The following is a 15,534-nucleotide window of genomic DNA, read 5'->3' as shown; positions in this document are numbered from 1 at the left end:
CTAAAACGACAAAGGCGCCCTCGGGCGCCTTTTCTTTTGATGTCGGGCCGGGGAGGGCGTCAGGCCAGATCGGCCAGTGCGAGAGGCAGGCGCTCACCGAAGACCGCGATCTCTTCCGGCAGGCCAACGGACACCCGGATGCAGCGATCCATCGGCGCGACGCCGGGCATGCGCACAAAGACGCCGCGCGCCTCAAGCGCTTTGAGCAAGGCCCGCGCATAATCGCCATCCCGGCCACAATCCATCGTGACGAAATTGGTGGCGGAGGGTAGGGGCGTCAAACCGTTCAATTGCGCGATCCGTGCAAGTTCAAGGCGTCCTGCCGCCACGCGCTCTACGGTTGCGGCGAGGTAGTCCTGATCTTGCAGGGCCGCCAAAGCTCCCGCTTGCGCGATGCGGTTCACACCGAAGTGGTTGCGGATCTTGTCAAAAGCCGTGGCGATGTCGCGATGTGCGAGACCATAACCGATCCGGGCGCCCGCCATGCCGTAAGCTTTTGAAAAAGTGCGGAAACGGATGACACGCTTGTCTTGGGTATTGAGCTTGGGGCGCGTGCTTTCTGGCGCAAATTCCGTATAGGCCTCGTCCAGGATCATCAGACAGCCCTCGGGCACGGCATCGATCATCGCCTGCACGGTTTCGGCCGAATGCACCGTTGCCATCGGATTGTTCGGATTGGACAAGTACACCAGTTTCGCACCGACCTCTTTCGCCTTCGCGATCAGCGCCTCGGGGTCTTCGTGATCGTCCTTGTAGGGCACGGTGTGGAGTACTCCGCCAAAGCCCGCCACATGGTAATTGAACGTCGGGTAGGAGCCAGCAGAGGTCACCACAGCATCGCCGGGGCTAACATAAAGCCGCACCAGATTGCCCAAGAGCCCGTCGATGCCTTCGCCAACCGTCACTTCTTCCGGGGCGATGCCAAGCTGCTCGGCAATGGTGAAGCGCAAATCGCGGTTCTCCGGCTCTCCGTATTTCCACACGCCCGCAAGGCTTTCGGCCATCGCACTCAGCGCCTTGGGAGAGGGTCCAAAGGACAGCTCATTCGCGCCGAGACGGGCGTCAAATCCTGCGCCGCGCAATTCTTCCATGCGTTCAGGGGCCACGAAGGGCACGGTGGAGGGGAGCGTTTGGGCGAGCGGGGTGAGGCGGGTATCGGTCATGCGCTTCTCCTGCCTCAAACCGCGGCCCTGCGCAAGCGCCGTAACGTCAGACCTGACCGCGCATTTTTGCGCTGCTAGCGTTGCGCAAGAGGAGGACACATCATGACCGTCACGCTTGAGATCAAAGACCATATTGCCCATCTGACCCTGAACCGCCCGGACAAGATGAACGCGGTGACCGAAGAGTTGATCGCCGATCTACTCGCCCGTGTGGCGGAGATCAAAGCTTCTGACGCGCGTGTCGTGATCCTTTCGGGGGCGGGGAAGGCGTTCTGTGCCGGGCTGGACACGTCGAATTTCCAACGCTTCTTAACGGAAGACCTCGACAAGCTTGTGATGGAGCGCACCCATGGCGATTGCAACGCGTTTCAAGCTTTCTCGCTTGCGCTCTATGACCTGCCGATCCCGGTGATTGCCGCGATCCAAGGCCCCTGTTTCGGCGCGGGGATGCAGCTCGCGATTGCCGCCGACATCCGCGTCGCCTCCCCGGAGGCGCAGCTGTCGATCATGGAAATGAAATGGGGCCTTGTGCCGGATATGGGCGGCATGGTGCTTTTCCCGCGTGTGCTGCGTTCCGACGTCTTGCGCTATCTGACCTATACGAACGAGATCGTGCCCGCCGCGCGTGCTGTAGAGCTTGGCCTTGTCTCCGAACTGGCCGAGAACGCGCATGCCCGCGCACTTGAGATCGCCAAAACAATTGCAAGCAAAAGCCCCTCCGCTATGCGCGCCGTCAAACGGCTGATCGGCACGGCGGAAAGCTCCGATGACCGGGCGCATGTCCTGATGGAGGAAAGTCGGGAACAGCGCGCGCTGATCGGGACGAAAGACCAGATGGAAACGGTCATGGCGCAGATGCAAAAGCGCGCGCCGGTCTATGACTGACGGTGTTTCCTTTGCTGCTGCAAATACTCAAAACAAAAGGCCCGCCAAATTGGCGGGCCTTTTTCATGATGTAAACCTGATCAGCCGATCTCGGCGAGACGCGCCAGAGCGGCTTTGAGTTTGGTCTCTTCCTCTTCGCGGGCAGCAAGGTTTTCCTGCGCCTCAGCGACCACCTCTTCCGGGGCGGAGGCCATGAATTTCGGGTTTTTCAACCGGCCGCGCAGACCGCCGAGTTCCTTCGCGAGCTTGCCAAGCGTTTTCTCAAGCCGCGCTTTTTCCTCCGCGATGTCGATCACGCCTTCGAGCGGCAGGGCGAACGTGCCGCCCGCGACCGAAATGGTGATCGCGCCTTTCGGCATTGCGCCTTCCGACACCGTGTCGAGCCGTGCGAGCTTCATGATCAGGGCTTCATTGTTGGCGAAGGCGGTTTTGCCTGCGTCGTCCAACTCGACCTGAACCATCGGGATTTTGAGGCCCGCAGGGACGTGCACCTCGGCGCGCGAGGAGCGGATTTGTTCCACGAGATCAATGACCCAGTTCATTTCCGCGCCAGCGTCCGCGTCGATCAGATCGTCGGACAGCTCCGGCCAGTCGGAGACCGCGAGCAGATCGCGTGCGCCGTTGACGGTGCCCCAAAGCTCTTCGGTGATGAAGGGCATGATCGGGTGCATCATGGCGAGCGACTGATCGAGTACCCAGCCCATCGTTTGACGCGTCTCGGCCAAGGTCGCCTCGTCCCCATCGTAGAACAGGGGTTTCGAGAATTCGACATACCAGTCGCAGAACTTGCCCCAGACAAAGGCGTAAAGCGCGTTGGCGGCGTCGTTGAAACGGTATTCTTCAAAGGCTTTGTTGACCTCGGCCAGCACCTTCACCGTCTCGCCCATGATCCATTTGTTCACCGTTGCGGTCGGGGTCGGGGTGACGCCCGGCGTGTAACCTTCGAACACGCCGTTCATCTCGGCAAAGCGCGCGGCGTTCCAGATTTTGGTGCCGAAGTTGCGATAGCCTTTGATCCGGTCGACGGAGAGTTTCAGCACCCCGCCGATGGAGGCCATCGAGGCGTTGGTGAAGCGCAGCGCATCGGCGCCGTATTCGTCGATGATCTCCAGCGGGTCGATGACGTTGCCCGTGGTTTTCGACATTTTCTTGCCCTTCTCGTCGCGAACGAGCTGGTGCAGGTAAACGGTGTGGAACGGCACTTCGTCCACCACGGCCAATTGCATCATCATCATCCGGGCGACCCAGAAGAACAGGATGTCGAAACCGGTCACAAGCACATCGGTCGGGAAGTATTTCGAGGTGCTCTCATCCCAGTTCGGCCAGCCGAGCGTGCCGATCGGCCAGAGGCCCGAAGAGAACCAAGTGTCGAGCACATCGGCGTCGCGCCAGACCGGGTAGACCAGTTTGGTCGGGTCTTGCGTGACGTTGTATTCGGCCAAGGACGTGGCGAAGACCTCGTTGGCTTCCTGACGGCTGGCGACCTCGACCACGCGGGCATGGTTGAGCGGGGTCGGCAGATTGTCCATATCGGCGAAGAATTTGCCATGGACGCCCTCGAAATCGGCCGCGCAGTGATGCACGGTGCCGCGATGGAGCATGCCACCCTCGGTCAGAAGGCGCATGAGTTCCACCTCGTCAAGCGCGCCGTCGCCTTCGTCATCGGTGAAGTTCGGCGCGGAGAGGTCGAGCCCGTACCAGACCGGGATCTGGTGACCCCACCAAAGCTGGCGCGAGATGCACCACGGTTCGATGTTCTCAAGCCAATGGAAATAGGTTTTCTCACCGCTTTCCGGCATGATCTTCGTCTTGCCGGTGCGCACGGCGTCGAGCGCCTTGCCGACGATTTTTTCCGCGTCCACATACCATTGGTCGGTCAGCATCGGCTCGATGACGACTTTGGAACGGTCGCCAAAGGGCTGCATGATCGGCTTGTCTTCGACGTAAGGCACGGTCTCGCTCACCTCGGACTCGTTGCCGTCCTCGTCTTTGACCTTCTTGGTGACGGTGGTCATCACCGCCAGACCTTCGTCGTTGATCTCAGAAACCACCGATTTGCGGGCGTCGAACCGGTCGAGGCCACGCAGGTGATCGGGCACGAGGTTGATTGTGTCAACTTCGGCCTCGGTGAAGGGTTTTCCGGCGAGAATCTCGGCGGCCAGAAGCGCGCTTTCCTCATAGGACAGGCCATCCGCGCGCATTGCGCCCTTGGTGTCCATCAGACGATACATCGGCAGACCACCGCGTTTGGCGACCTGATAGTCGTTGAAGTCATGCGCACCGGTGATTTTCACCGCACCGGAGCCGAAGGTCATGTCGGGGTATTCGTCGGTGATGATCGGGATCAGACGGCGGTGCTCTTTCGGGCCGACCGGGATTTCACAGAGCTTGCCCACAATCGGCGCATAGCGTGCGTCATCCGGGTGCACGGCCACCGCGCCATCGCCGAGCATGGTCTCGGGGCGGGTCGTCGCGATGGAGATATAGTCGCGCTCCTCGGAGAAGGTGACGTTGCCGTCCTCGTCCTTCTCGACATAGGTGTAGGTCTCGCCGCCCGCGAGCGGGTATTTGAAGTGCCACATGTGGCCCGCAACTTCGATGTTCTCGACTTCCAGATCGGAAATCGCGGTTTCGAAATGCGGGTCCCAGTTCACCAGACGCTTGCCGCGATAGATGAGACCTTTCTCATACATATCGACGAAGACCTTGATCACGGCGTCATGGAAGTTGCCTTCCTCGCCTTCGGGCGCACCCGGCGCGCCGGACATGGTGAAAGCGTTGCGGGACCAGTCACAAGAGGAGCCGAGGCGCTTGAGCTGGTTGATGATGGTCGAGCCGTATTTGCCTTTCCATTCCCAGACTTTCTCAAGGAAGGCTTCGCGGCCAAGCTCGGCGCGGGACGGTTGCTGCGTCTTTGCCAGTTCCTTTTCGACCATCAACTGGGTCGCAATGCCCGCATGGTCCTGACCGGGCTGCCAGAGCGTGTCAAAGCCGCGCATCCGGTGCCAGCGGACAAGGATGTCCTGAATGGTGTTGTTGAACGCGTGGCCCACGTGCAGAGCGCCGGTCACGTTGGGCGGCGGGATCATGATGGTGAAGGTTTCGTCGCGCTTCTTATGGGCGCCGGCTTTGAAAGCCCCGGCCTTTTCCCATTCCGCGTAGATGCGCGCTTCTGAATCCTGCGCGTCGAAAGTCTTTTCCATGGCCATCTTGGTCTCGCTCGCTTCGTCTTTTCCGGTCTGAACGCCGCGATTGGACCGGGGCGCTCTTGGGTCTCGCGCTTTTACCGTGCGGGACGTGAGAGGGAAAGGGAGAAACTCCCCACATTTGTGCGATGGGGGCGCGATAAAAACAGCGGAAACCCTCGGGCGGGCGATGAAATTGACGCGGTGTTAAAGCTTGATGTGGCATCACCCCTTTCGGAGCCGAAAGGAGCATGCCATGGCCGCCGCCCCCGCGCATTTACAGAAACTGGCCGAGAAGATGATCCGCAGCGGGTGGCACAGCGGTGTGGCCCTGTCGATGTTCGACATGGAAACCGGGCGCGAATGTCACCTTGGGGCGGGCAATCTGGACACGCGCACGCCCTATTTTGCCACCGGCGTGACGAAGCTATTCGTCACCGCAATCCTGTTGCAGTTGCTGGAGGAGGGGAAGATCGATTTCGACCTGCCTTTTGTTCACTATCTTGGCGATTGCGCGCAGTGCTCGGAACTCCATGTCAAAGATGGCGTGGACCGCACCGCAGAGGTGACGGTGCGCCATTTGATGTCGCATACCTCCGGCTTCGGGGATTACTTTATCTACAAATACCACGCGCGCAGGCTACGGCATGAACTTGTCGAAGGTGTCGATGGCGGATGGGGCTTTGAGGATGTGATCCAGCGCACGCGCTCTCATGGCGCTGTCGCGGCCCCCGGAAGTGCAGGGCGGGCGATCTATACCGATACGAATTATCACCTTTTGGGGCGTGTGATCGAAGAGATCGAGGGGCAGAGCTTTGCACATCTCGTGCAGCGTCGTGTGGCCGAACGCCTGGGTTTGCGCTCCACCTATATCTACTGTGATCCGGCGGATCGTCATCCCGTGCCACCGATGTCGCGCCGGATGATCGTACATGTGCCGCGCACGATGACCTCGCTACAGGCCGATGGCGGGCTCGTCACCACCTCGCGCGACTCTCTGATTTTCCTGCGCGGATTTTTTGAGGGCTATCTCTTTGATCGCCGCATCCTGCCGAAGCTCTATACATGGCGCACAATGTTCTATCCGGCGGAGTTTGGCACTGGCATCATGCGGATCGCGGCGCCTTGGTGGCTGCACGCGCCGCGGCGGTTGGGATTTCGGCCGAAGCGGGTTCTTCGCAAGCCGCCGAGCTTGATCGGCCATTTCGGCTTTGGTGGAAGCTCCTGTTTTTTCTCCCCCGATCTCGGGGTTTACGTGACGGGGACGGTCAACCAATTGGCCGATCCTGTGCGCGGTATTGTCTTTGCGACGCGTGGTGCGGAGGAAATGGCGGGGGCGATCCGGCGCAGCCATATGTCGGGGCTTTTGCCGGAACCGCGGGGGCGGGCGCACCCCGCGGAATGAGGCGAGGGGCCGTTCGGGTCAGATCGAACGGTCGAACTTCACCGAGAGGTGGATCAGGCTCTCAATGTCCTGCACGCCGGTGATGCCATTGATCTGATCGAGCGTCTGGTCGATCTCTTCCGTCGTGTCACAGGCGATCTGCGCGATCAGGTCCACGCGCCCCGTTGAGGTCGCGACCATTTCCACCTCCGGGATTGCTTTGAGTTTCGTCACGACAGAGGCGGAGGTGCGGGGTTCCACCTGAATGAGCACAGTTGCCTTGATCCGCCGCGCAAGCGCCACATCGCCGAGCTTGATGGTGTACCCTGCGATGGTTCCGTTTGTTTCCATCCGTTCCAGCCGGGCCTGCACGGTCGAGCGCGCGACCTTGAAGCGGCGGGCGAGGCGGGAGACCGAGGTGGAGGAATCGGCGGCCAGCGCCGTCAGAATTTTTTGATCAAGTTCGTCCATTTAGCCGTTCCTGAAACCGCAGCGGCCCGAAGATTTGAACCGGCTGATCAAGCATTGTAAATTTGACCGACCATTTCGTCAATTTGACCGGCATTCCGCACGATTTTACTATTTCTATCGACCAAATCAACACGCATATAGCGCTTATTGAAAGACAGGATCGAAGGACGGTCGCCCGAACGAAAAACGAGGCGGTCCCGCACCTGGCCTGGTTAGGATTAACCGCGTAAGCGCTATCCCAACCGGACTTTTCCCGGGCAAGATGTGGCTGCGCTCTGTTGGTAAAGGACATGACCAATGGGGCTCTCTAAAACCATCTGGGCAACGCCCAGCGAATACCTGCGCACGCATGCTCCCGAGCATCCCGTGCTGTTCTTCTCTCCGGCCATCCTGCAAGCGACCGCGCGTCGTTTCCTCAAAGGATTTCCGGGACTTGTCACCTATGCGGTGAAGTCCAACCCGGACGAAGAAGTGCTCGCCAACCTCGTTGCCGCTGGCATCAAAGGCTTTGACGTGGCCTCTCCTGTGGAGATGGACACCATTGCCCGCATCGCCCCCGGCGCGGCCATGCATTACAACAACCCGGTGCGGTCGCGCACCGAGATCCTGCACGCTGTCAAAATGGGCGTGAAATCCTACTCCGTGGACAGCCACTCCGAGCTCGTGAAACTCGGCGAACTGGTGCCTGCCGATGGTGTCGAGATTTCCGTGCGCTTCAAACTGCCGGTTGAAGGCGCTGCCTACAACTTCGGTGCGAAATTCGGTGCGACCGTTGAATCCGCTGCTGAGCTTCTGCTTCTCGCATCTCAGCTCGGCTTCACGCCGTCCCTGACCTTCCACCCGGGCACGCAGTGCACCGATCCGCATGCATGGGACAAATACATCCGTGCCGCTGCCGACATCGCGCGCATGGCCGACGTCAAAATCGCCCGTCTGAACGTGGGTGGCGGTTTCCCGTCGCACCGTCTGAACGAGGTGGTGCCGCAGCTTGAGCCGACCTTCGACCTGATCGGTCGTGTCGCGGCTGAGGCTTTTGGCGCGGACATGCCGGCGCTCGTGTGCGAGCCGGGCCGTGGTCTTGTGGCGGAAAGCTACTCGCTCGTGACCCGCGTCAAAGCGATCCGCGACGATGCGCATGTGTTCCTGAACGACGGCGTCTATGGCGGCCTTTCCGAGCTGCATCTCGTCGGCGTGATCGACCGTATCGGCGTGTTCGGCCCGCAAGGCGTCAAACGTGAAGGCGACAAAGTGCTTCGCACCGTGTTCGGCCCGACCTGCGATAGTCTCGACAAACTGCCGTCTGAGCTGGGCTTCCCGGTGACGATGGAAGAGGAAGATCACGTGATCTTCTACGGTCTGGGCGCCTATTCCGTGGCGACCGCGACCAAATTCAACGGCTTTGGCCAGATCACCGTGGAAACGGTGCAGCGCCACATCTGATCGTCGCGTTTTGTCGCCTGAAGGGCCGTCCGGGCCGAATGTCCCGGCCCGACTGTCCAGAATGACGCGACAAGCCTGTGACGCAACGTCCCCTCCCTCGTGAAAGGGAGGGGATTTTTCATTTTTTCATGCTAACTGTTTCGTATGGATCAGAAAAAAGGCCTCTTTGGTCGCGTTTCGCACCTGTTCAAATTCCGTCAGAGAGTGCGCACCTCCGGCGGCCATCATTCGCGTGGCCCGCTGACCCATGTGATCATCATGGATGGCACGCTGTCCTCGCTGTCGCCGGGCTTTGAAACCAATGCGGGGCTGACCTACAAGCTCTGCTCAGAAGCGGCGCAGGGGGCGAACATGCTGGTGCGCTACGAGGCGGGGATTCAGTGGCGCGGCTGGCGCGACACGATGGATGTGATCGAGGGGCGGGGCATTCACAAGCAAATCCAACGCGTCTATGGCGCGCTGGCCTCCCGTTACCGTCCCGGCGACCGGATTTTCCTGTTCGGCTATTCGCGCGGGGCCTATGCGGTGCGTTCGCTGTCGGGGTTGATCGATATGATCGGACTGCTGCGACCTGAGGAAGCGACAGTGCGCAATATTCTCGTGGCCTACCGCCATTACCAAATGGCGCCGCACACCCATGCCTCCGCCGAATTTACCGCGACATACTGTCACCCGAAGGTGGAGATCGACTTTTTGGGGGTCTGGGATACGGTCTCGGCGCTGGGGCTGCATATGCCCATCGTCTGGCGATACTCGACCGTGTTTCATGAGTTTTACGACAGGAAGCCCGCACGCTGTGTCAAGCGCGCCTATCATGCGCTTGCCCATGACGAAGCGCGCAGCGCCTACGCGCCGTTCCTGTTCGAGACGAACCCAGAGTCCAAAGGGCAGGTGCTGCAACAAATGTGGTTTCCCGGCACGCATGGCGATGTCGGCGGGCAATTGTCCGGGGCCAACCCGGAGCGCCGCCTGTCGAACGCGACGCTGGTCTGGATGCTCGATAAGGCGGAACTTGCGGGGCTGGCCCTGCCGAAAGACTGGCGCTCGCGCTATCTGGCCGATCCTCACGGACCGTCCATCGGCATGAACCGGGGCTGGGGGAAATTATTTCTGTTGCGCGAAAAACGTGTGGTCGGGTCGGACCCGTCAGAGATCCGCCACCCGGCTTTGAACGGCTGAGCCGATCAGTTCACGCCCAGATTGGCGCAGACCGCCTTGGTCAGTGTCGGACGGTTCAGCGTGTAGAAATGCAGGTCTTCGACGCCTTCTTGGAGAAGCTTTTCACAGAGTTTGGTGCAGAGGTCGACCGAAAGCTTGTGGTGGTCCGTTGAGTGTTCGAACGCGGCTTCGTAGCTGATCGGGATCGGCGTGCCGCAACTTGCAGCGAATCTCTGAATGCCTTTCCAACTCGTGATCGGAAGAATGCCGGGAATGATATGCCCCTCGATGCCTGCGCGCGCGCAGCGATCCCGAAAGCGAAAGAAATTCTCGGGCTCAAAGAAGAACTGCGTGATCGCCGAATCGGCTCCGGCTTCGAATTTGTGTTTGAGCCAAGTGATGTCCGAGGTTTCGTCCTCCGCATCCGGGTGCGGATCGGGATAGGCGCCAACGCGGATTTTGAAATCGCCGGTTTCTTTGAGGGCCGAAATCAACTCGGCGGAATTGGCAAAACCGCCCTCCGCCGGGGTGAATTTGCCCTGACCTTTCGGCGGGTCGCCCCGCAGCGCCACGATCTCTGAAACGCCCACCGCTTTGTAGCCTTCTGCGATCGCAAGGGTTTCTTCGCGCGTCGCGTTCACACAGGTGAGATGCGCCGCGACGTTCCAGCCGTATTTCCGGTGTAGCAGAGCCACCGCGTCATGGGTCAGCTCGCGCGTCGTGCCGCCCGCGCCATAGGTCACGGACACGAATTCCGGAGACATATCGCCCAGAACCTGAAGCGTTTCGAACAGGCTGAAACAGGCTTCGATATCCTTCGGCGGGAAGAATTCGAAGGAGATTGTTGGCGCTTTTGTCATGGTCTTGTCCTCTTGGGCTGACGGCTCTTGTGTCACGCAGCGCCCTGTGGGACAAATTCATAATTCTCAAGATCAACATGAGTGTCATTCAAGGTGCATCTCGAATTCCGCCATCTGCGCACGATCAAGGCCATCCATGAGGAGGGCGGGCTTGCCCGCGCTGCGGATCGGCTCAACATCACCCAGTCCGCGCTGTCCCATCAGGTCAAAGGGCTTGAGGATCAGGCCGGGGTCGAGCTGTTCGTGCGTCGCTCGAAGCCGATGAAGCTGTCGCCTGCGGGGATGAAGCTTTTGGCGCTGGCCGAAGACGTGCTGCCCAAGGTGCAGGCGCTCGAAGCCGAGTTTCGCGGCATCGAAGAAGGCACCTCCGGTCGGTTGCACATCGCGATGGAATGCCATGCCTGTTTTGACTGGCTCTTTCCTGTGCTCAATCACTTCCGCAAGGCATGGCCCGAGATCGACGTCGATATTCGCCAGCGGCTCGCCTTCGGAGCCTTGCCCGCGCTGGAGCGCGAAGAGGTGGATTTCGTCATCTCCTCAGATCCCGAAGACATTCCCGGCATCACCTTTGTGCCGCTGTTCGATTATGCGCCGATGTGCGTGATGTCGTCGAAATCGTCTTTGGCTGCGAAACCTTTTTTGGAAGCCGAGGATTTCCGCGACCAAACCCTGATCACCTATCCGATGGACCGCGCGCGGCTTGATGTGTTCAAGGATTTGCTGACGCCCGCCGGGGTCGAACCTGCGCAGCAGCGGCAGGTCGAATTGACCGACGTCATCCTGATGCTGGTCGGGGCAGGGCGCGGGGTTGCGGTGCTGCCGGATTGGGTTATGCGTGATATTCGAAGCCACTCCGATTACGCCATCCGCCCGCTTACCGCGACAGGCGTCACGCGCCGGATGTTTGCCGCCGTGCGCGACGATGATCTGACCAAACCCTACATGGCGCATGTGCTGCGGATCGCGAAAACCGAGGCGGTAAAGCTCCAGCGGGGGTGAAAGATGCGGGGCAGGGCCGCGACGGGGTCACTGTTTGAGCAGGGTCTCAAAACTGCCAAAGATCATTCGCGATCCGTCGAACGGCATGTCTTTATAAAGTTCGGTGAACTGTGGGTCCGTTTCCATGGCCCGCATGCAGGCCATCGCCGTATCTGCATCTGGCCATTCGATGAAGCTGACCACAACCGTCTCATTGGTCTCGAGCTTTACCGCCATGGGCAAAGATGTGATTTCCCCGTCGGGCACCATGTCGCCCCAGCCTTCGAACACCTGTAGCGCGCCGTAGCCTTTGAACAGGGGTGCCATGGCCTGTGCCATATGTTGATAAGCGGCTTTGTTGACACTTGGAACGGGCAGGACGGCGATCTGAAAATAGGACATGGGCTCACTCTTCTGTAAATGCATCCCCATCTTACACGGATTCGTATGAATTTGCCGGATTCTTTGTCCACACACCCTTGGCAGGACGGGTTTCGCGGCGTATACGCGCGGTCTGAATATCCCAGATCTTTTATCTTTTCGGAGCCTCGACCATGCAAGGCAGCGCAAATCTCAACGTCATGATCAAAGCCGCCCGTTCGGCAGGTCGTTCTCTGGTCAAGGATTTCCGCGAAGTCGAGAACCTTCAGGTCTCCTCGAAAGGCGCGGGGGATTTCGTGTCGCGCGCTGACATCCGGGCCGAAGAGATCATCCGCGAGACGCTGATGGAAGCGCGCCCGAATTACGGTTGGACCGGCGAGGAAAGCAAACCCGTCGAGGGCAAAGACCCGACGCGCCGCTGGATCGTCGATCCGCTCGATGGCACCACCAACTTCCTGCACGGCCTGCCGCACTGGGCGGTCTCCATCGCGCTTGAGCATAAGGGCGAAGTCGTGTCTGGCGTTGTGTTCGACCCGGCCAAGGGGGAGCTGTTCTGGGCCGAAAAAGGCGCAGGGGCATGGATGAACGACACCCGTATCCGTGTGTCGGGCCGCACCAAGATGATCGAGTCGATCTTCGCCACGGGTCTGCCGTTCGGTGGGCGCGGCGATCTGCCGGAAACGCTTCGCGATCTGGCCCGCCTGCTGCCCGCGACCGCTGGCGTGCGCCGCTGGGGCTCTGCGGCTCTCGATTTGGCTTACGTGGCTGCGGGGCGTTACGACGGGTTCTGGGAGCGCCGTCTGAACGCTTGGGACATGGCTGCCGGTGTGCTTCTTGTGAAAGAAGCGGGTGGCTTCGTCGAAGGGATCAACCCCGAAGACAACCCGGTTGAGAGCGGTGAGGTGATCAGCGGCAACGAAGCGCTGTTCGAGCGTTTTGCCAAGGTGATCCGTTCGGCCTAAAGGCGCTTTCCTATAATGTGATTCGACGCATAGGGCGCATTCCGAGCGTCTCTGAATAGCCTAGCCGATATCAATCTATCGTGCCGATCTTGTCAAAGTTTGGCCGTTTTCTCTTGTGATTATGATCGTAATCATCGGAGGGATACACGTGATTTTTGCATTGAACGGGCATTGGCGGCGTTATCGCGCCCAAGACGACGGGGCTGTTACTGTCGATTGGGTGGTGTTGGTGTCTGCAATCGTTGGCTTAAGCCTCATGGTCATCGCGATCATCTGGGAAGGCGCTTATGATTTCACATTGAGGCTCAATTCTGAGGTCGAAAGCATTGATGTTGCGGATTACCTGACCGAAGAGGATTGAGTGTAGCTCCATCTCAAGGCTTCACTTCTTGCTTCGAGATTGTATCTTCCCCCTTAGGGTCCAAGCATTTTTAGGTGAATGTCGTGATGTCGCATTTAGCGACGTCGCCGCACCACAGGAATTGAGCTGCGTGCCAGATTGTATTTGGCCTCCGCATGCATGGGGCGTCCCGCGCTCTGCTGCCAATAGCGCACCCCACCCAGCCGCAACCAAAGCGGCAGCGTCGCCACGACCCCAGCAACAAATCCACCGACATGGGCCATATGGGCAACGCCTCCCGTGCTGGCTGCCGAGCCGAGTTCGGCCACAACCTGAAGCGCGAACCACAGTCCGAGCATGACCCATGCGGGGAGCGGGAATATCTTGAAAAAGATAATGAAAATGAAGAGCACATCGACACGCGCCTTCGGGAACAACAAGAGATAGCCGCCCATCACGCCCGCGATTGCGCCGGAAGCTCCGACCATGGGAACCCGAGATGTCGGCGCGGCGAGGTACTGCGCCAGACCCGCCGCCAGCCCGCAGAGCAGATAGAAGCCCAGATAACGGCCATGCCCCATCTCGTCTTCGAGATTGTCTCCGAAAATCCAGAGGAACAGCATATTGCCCGCGATATGCATGATGCCGCCATGCATGAACATAGAGGTGAAGAAGGTGTAATACCCCTCGCCATAATTGATCCGCGCGGGAAGCAGCGCCCATTCCGAATAGATCGACATAAGCGCACGCTCGTTGCCGTAGCTCGGCAGCATGGCGAGAAACACCGCGAGATTTATCGCGATCAGGGCGTAGGTCACCAGAGCAGGGCGGCGGGACGGATTATGATCGCGGATCGGAAACATGTGCTCAATGTGACCGGCGGGGACGGAAGGTCAAGAGCAACCGCAGGCGCCCTCGTTTCGCTCGGAAGCGCTTCGGAGGCGGATTCTCGCCGGACGATAAAAAGCATGTTCGCTGTTTCTGGACAAACCTGCGGGGCGCAGGCTACTTGCCCGCTCTTTGCCACAATCTAGCCCCAGTCACGGCATCTCTCCTCCCTATGACTCTCAGACATTCTCCCGTCCTTTCCTCGCGAATGATGAGGCAGTTATGATCCGAAGACTCATACTGACAGGCCTAACGCTCATGACCCTGCTCATGCCTTCGGCGCTTTTTGCCGACAAGGCGGGGATCGGCGCGTGGGAAACCTCTGGCAAAAGCATGTTGCGCTGGATCGAGGAGGCGCCCGCACTTGGCTGGTACTACAATTGGCGTCCCGATCAGATGTGGTCTCAGGACAAGCGTCGGCGCTCCGTCGAATTTGTGCCGATGATCCGTGACGCCTCGGATGTGAACAAGAAAATCGTTTCCGCTCTGCCTGTCCGTGCTTTGCTCGGCTTCAATGAACCGGACAATCGTTCGACGAACGAAGGCAGCAATCTCTCGGTGGAAAAGGCCATCCAACTCTGGCCGCGTCTTGAAGCGCGCGGTCTGCGGCTCGGAAGCCCTGCAACGACCCAAGGTCAAACGCTCGGGAAAAATTCCTGGCAGCGCCGTTTTATGACGCAAGCCGAAGCCAAAGGATTGCGCGTCGATTTCATGGCGGTTCACTACTACTCGACGAATGGCAATGTGAAAGCCTTCGAGAACTGGCTGCGGGCGGTCTATGCCGAATACAAGCGGCCGATCTGGGTCACGGAATTTGCTTTCGTCGATTGGAGCAACGTCAAGACTTCCAGCTACGCCCAAAACGCCGCTTTCGCGGAGGCTGCGATCACGATGATGGAGAAGCTGCCTTTCGTGGAGCGCCACGCGTGGTTCGCGGCGAACCCATATCCGTATTACGGGGCTCAGCCGAAGATCAATCTCGTCACGAACTCGCTGCAACCGACCCCGGTCGGCGTGGCGTTCGACCGTACGCTCAGCCGTCTTGGCGCCCGCCGTGTGGCGTCCAATACGGACTGACGTTTGGCGCTTGAAAATCAGCATCACATGAGCGGGCCTCTTGGGTCCGTTTTTTATGAATTCGACTTGCCTCTGGAGTGTCATCCTGTAACTGTCTGGACGACATTTTTGCGTCTGGTTTTCTGTGCCTGACATGGCTGGGCAATCGACCGGCAAGATGTTAGGAGGCCTGAGCTGAGTGATCCGCTTGGCCCTTAGCCCGGCAGGCCGGGCATGCCCGCGTGGTGGAATGGTAGACACAGAGGACTTAAAATCCTTAGGCCGTAACTGGCCGTGCCGGTTCGAGTCCGGCCGCGGGTACCACTGAACTCTCAAAATCAAATGAAATGCGATGTGCCGAGTGCTCGGCTGCGCAAAAAAAA

14 protein-coding genes and 1 tRNA gene are annotated in these 15,534 nt (G+C 59.5%); 9 read left to right on the top strand and 6 right to left on the bottom strand.

Features of this window, described 5'->3' with window-relative positions; all coding sequences use genetic code 11:
* Positions 1 to 59 precede the first annotated feature (59 nt).
* Complete coding sequence (locus tag ACYBHZ_RS13020) at positions 60 to 1,163, bottom strand: pyridoxal phosphate-dependent aminotransferase (RefSeq protein ID WP_460274717.1); 1,104 nt, start codon at positions 1,161 to 1,163, stop codon at positions 60 to 62.
* A gap of 102 nt (positions 1,164 to 1,265) precedes the next feature.
* Here ACYBHZ_RS13020 and ACYBHZ_RS13015 point away from each other — a divergent pair, with 102 nt between their 5' ends.
* Positions 1,266 to 2,048: a crotonase/enoyl-CoA hydratase family protein gene (locus ACYBHZ_RS13015; protein ID WP_460274716.1), complete on the top strand. Its 783-nt coding sequence runs from the start codon at positions 1,266 to 1,268 to the stop codon at positions 2,046 to 2,048.
* 80 nt (positions 2,049 to 2,128) lie between these two features.
* On the opposite strand, the gene ACYBHZ_RS13010 is transcribed toward ACYBHZ_RS13015, so the two are convergent.
* Positions 2,129 to 5,257 carry a valine--tRNA ligase gene (locus ACYBHZ_RS13010; protein ID WP_460274715.1) on the bottom strand — a complete coding sequence of 1,043 codons (3,129 nt, stop codon included), beginning with the start codon at positions 5,255 to 5,257 and terminating at the stop codon, positions 2,129 to 2,131.
* A 232-nt stretch (positions 5,258 to 5,489) separates the two neighbouring features.
* Here ACYBHZ_RS13010 and ACYBHZ_RS13005 point away from each other — a divergent pair, with 232 nt between their 5' ends.
* Positions 5,490 to 6,638 (top strand): serine hydrolase domain-containing protein, encoded by a 1,149-nt coding sequence (locus ACYBHZ_RS13005; RefSeq protein WP_460274714.1) that lies wholly within the window; start codon positions 5,490 to 5,492, stop codon positions 6,636 to 6,638.
* 18 nt (positions 6,639 to 6,656) lie between these two features.
* Here ACYBHZ_RS13005 and ACYBHZ_RS13000 read toward each other — a convergent pair whose 3' ends face one another.
* Positions 6,657 to 7,088 (bottom strand): Lrp/AsnC family transcriptional regulator, encoded by a 432-nt coding sequence (locus tag ACYBHZ_RS13000; RefSeq protein WP_460274713.1) that lies wholly within the window; start codon positions 7,086 to 7,088, stop codon positions 6,657 to 6,659.
* A 297-nt stretch (positions 7,089 to 7,385) separates the two neighbouring features.
* Here ACYBHZ_RS13000 and ACYBHZ_RS12995 point away from each other — a divergent pair, with 297 nt between their 5' ends.
* Together ACYBHZ_RS12995 and ACYBHZ_RS12990 are read left to right on the top strand one after the other, a co-directional pair.
* On the top strand, positions 7,386 to 8,528 hold the full coding sequence (locus ACYBHZ_RS12995; RefSeq protein WP_460274712.1) for a type III PLP-dependent enzyme: 1,143 nt from the start codon (positions 7,386 to 7,388) through the stop codon (positions 8,526 to 8,528).
* Between the two features lie 144 nt (positions 8,529 to 8,672).
* On the top strand, positions 8,673 to 9,707 hold the full coding sequence (locus tag ACYBHZ_RS12990; RefSeq protein WP_460274711.1) for a DUF2235 domain-containing protein: 1,035 nt from the start codon (positions 8,673 to 8,675) through the stop codon (positions 9,705 to 9,707).
* A 5-nt stretch (positions 9,708 to 9,712) separates the two neighbouring features.
* On the opposite strand, the gene metF is transcribed toward ACYBHZ_RS12990, so the two are convergent.
* A complete protein-coding gene (gene metF, locus ACYBHZ_RS12985) occupies positions 9,713 to 10,546 on the bottom strand; it encodes a methylenetetrahydrofolate reductase [NAD(P)H] (RefSeq protein WP_460274710.1) in 834 nt (277 codons plus the stop codon).
* 93 nt (positions 10,547 to 10,639) lie between these two features.
* On the opposite strand from metF, the gene ACYBHZ_RS12980 reads away from it, so the two are divergent.
* On the top strand, positions 10,640 to 11,545 hold the full coding sequence (locus ACYBHZ_RS12980; protein WP_460274768.1) for a LysR family transcriptional regulator: 906 nt from the start codon (positions 10,640 to 10,642) through the stop codon (positions 11,543 to 11,545).
* 27 nt (positions 11,546 to 11,572) lie between these two features.
* Here the strand turns inward: ACYBHZ_RS12980 and ACYBHZ_RS12975 are convergent, their stop codons facing one another.
* Positions 11,573 to 11,926 carry a DUF1428 domain-containing protein gene (locus tag ACYBHZ_RS12975; RefSeq protein ID WP_460274709.1) on the bottom strand — a complete coding sequence of 118 codons (354 nt, stop codon included), beginning with the start codon at positions 11,924 to 11,926 and terminating at the stop codon, positions 11,573 to 11,575.
* Between the two features lie 152 nt (positions 11,927 to 12,078).
* Here ACYBHZ_RS12975 and ACYBHZ_RS12970 point away from each other — a divergent pair, with 152 nt between their 5' ends.
* Both ACYBHZ_RS12970 and ACYBHZ_RS12965 read left to right on the top strand, forming a co-directional pair.
* Entirely contained in the window at positions 12,079 to 12,867 is a 789-nt protein-coding gene (locus tag ACYBHZ_RS12970; RefSeq protein ID WP_460274708.1) for an inositol monophosphatase family protein, read from the top strand.
* A 148-nt stretch (positions 12,868 to 13,015) separates the two neighbouring features.
* Positions 13,016 to 13,228: a hypothetical protein gene (locus tag ACYBHZ_RS12965; RefSeq protein ID WP_460274707.1), complete on the top strand. Its 213-nt coding sequence runs from the start codon at positions 13,016 to 13,018 to the stop codon at positions 13,226 to 13,228.
* 95 nt (positions 13,229 to 13,323) lie between these two features.
* Here the strand turns inward: ACYBHZ_RS12965 and ACYBHZ_RS12960 are convergent, their stop codons facing one another.
* The gene (locus ACYBHZ_RS12960) at positions 13,324 to 14,070 is read right to left on the bottom strand and encodes a rhomboid family intramembrane serine protease (RefSeq protein WP_460274706.1); all 747 of its coding nucleotides are present in this window, start codon (positions 14,068 to 14,070) and stop codon (positions 13,324 to 13,326) included.
* A gap of 247 nt (positions 14,071 to 14,317) precedes the next feature.
* Here ACYBHZ_RS12960 and ACYBHZ_RS12955 point away from each other — a divergent pair, with 247 nt between their 5' ends.
* Together ACYBHZ_RS12955 and ACYBHZ_RS12950 are read left to right on the top strand one after the other, a co-directional pair.
* On the top strand, positions 14,318 to 15,172 hold the full coding sequence (locus ACYBHZ_RS12955; protein WP_460274705.1) for a glycosyl hydrolase: 855 nt from the start codon (positions 14,318 to 14,320) through the stop codon (positions 15,170 to 15,172).
* Between the two features lie 215 nt (positions 15,173 to 15,387).
* A tRNA-Leu gene (locus ACYBHZ_RS12950) sits at positions 15,388 to 15,475 on the top strand.
* Positions 15,476 to 15,534 lie beyond the last annotated feature (59 nt).

This window comes from Celeribacter sp. ULVN23_4 (genome assembly GCF_054788345.1).
Note: the sequence above shows the minus strand (reverse complement) of the source record. Positions and strands in the feature narration are given on the sequence as shown.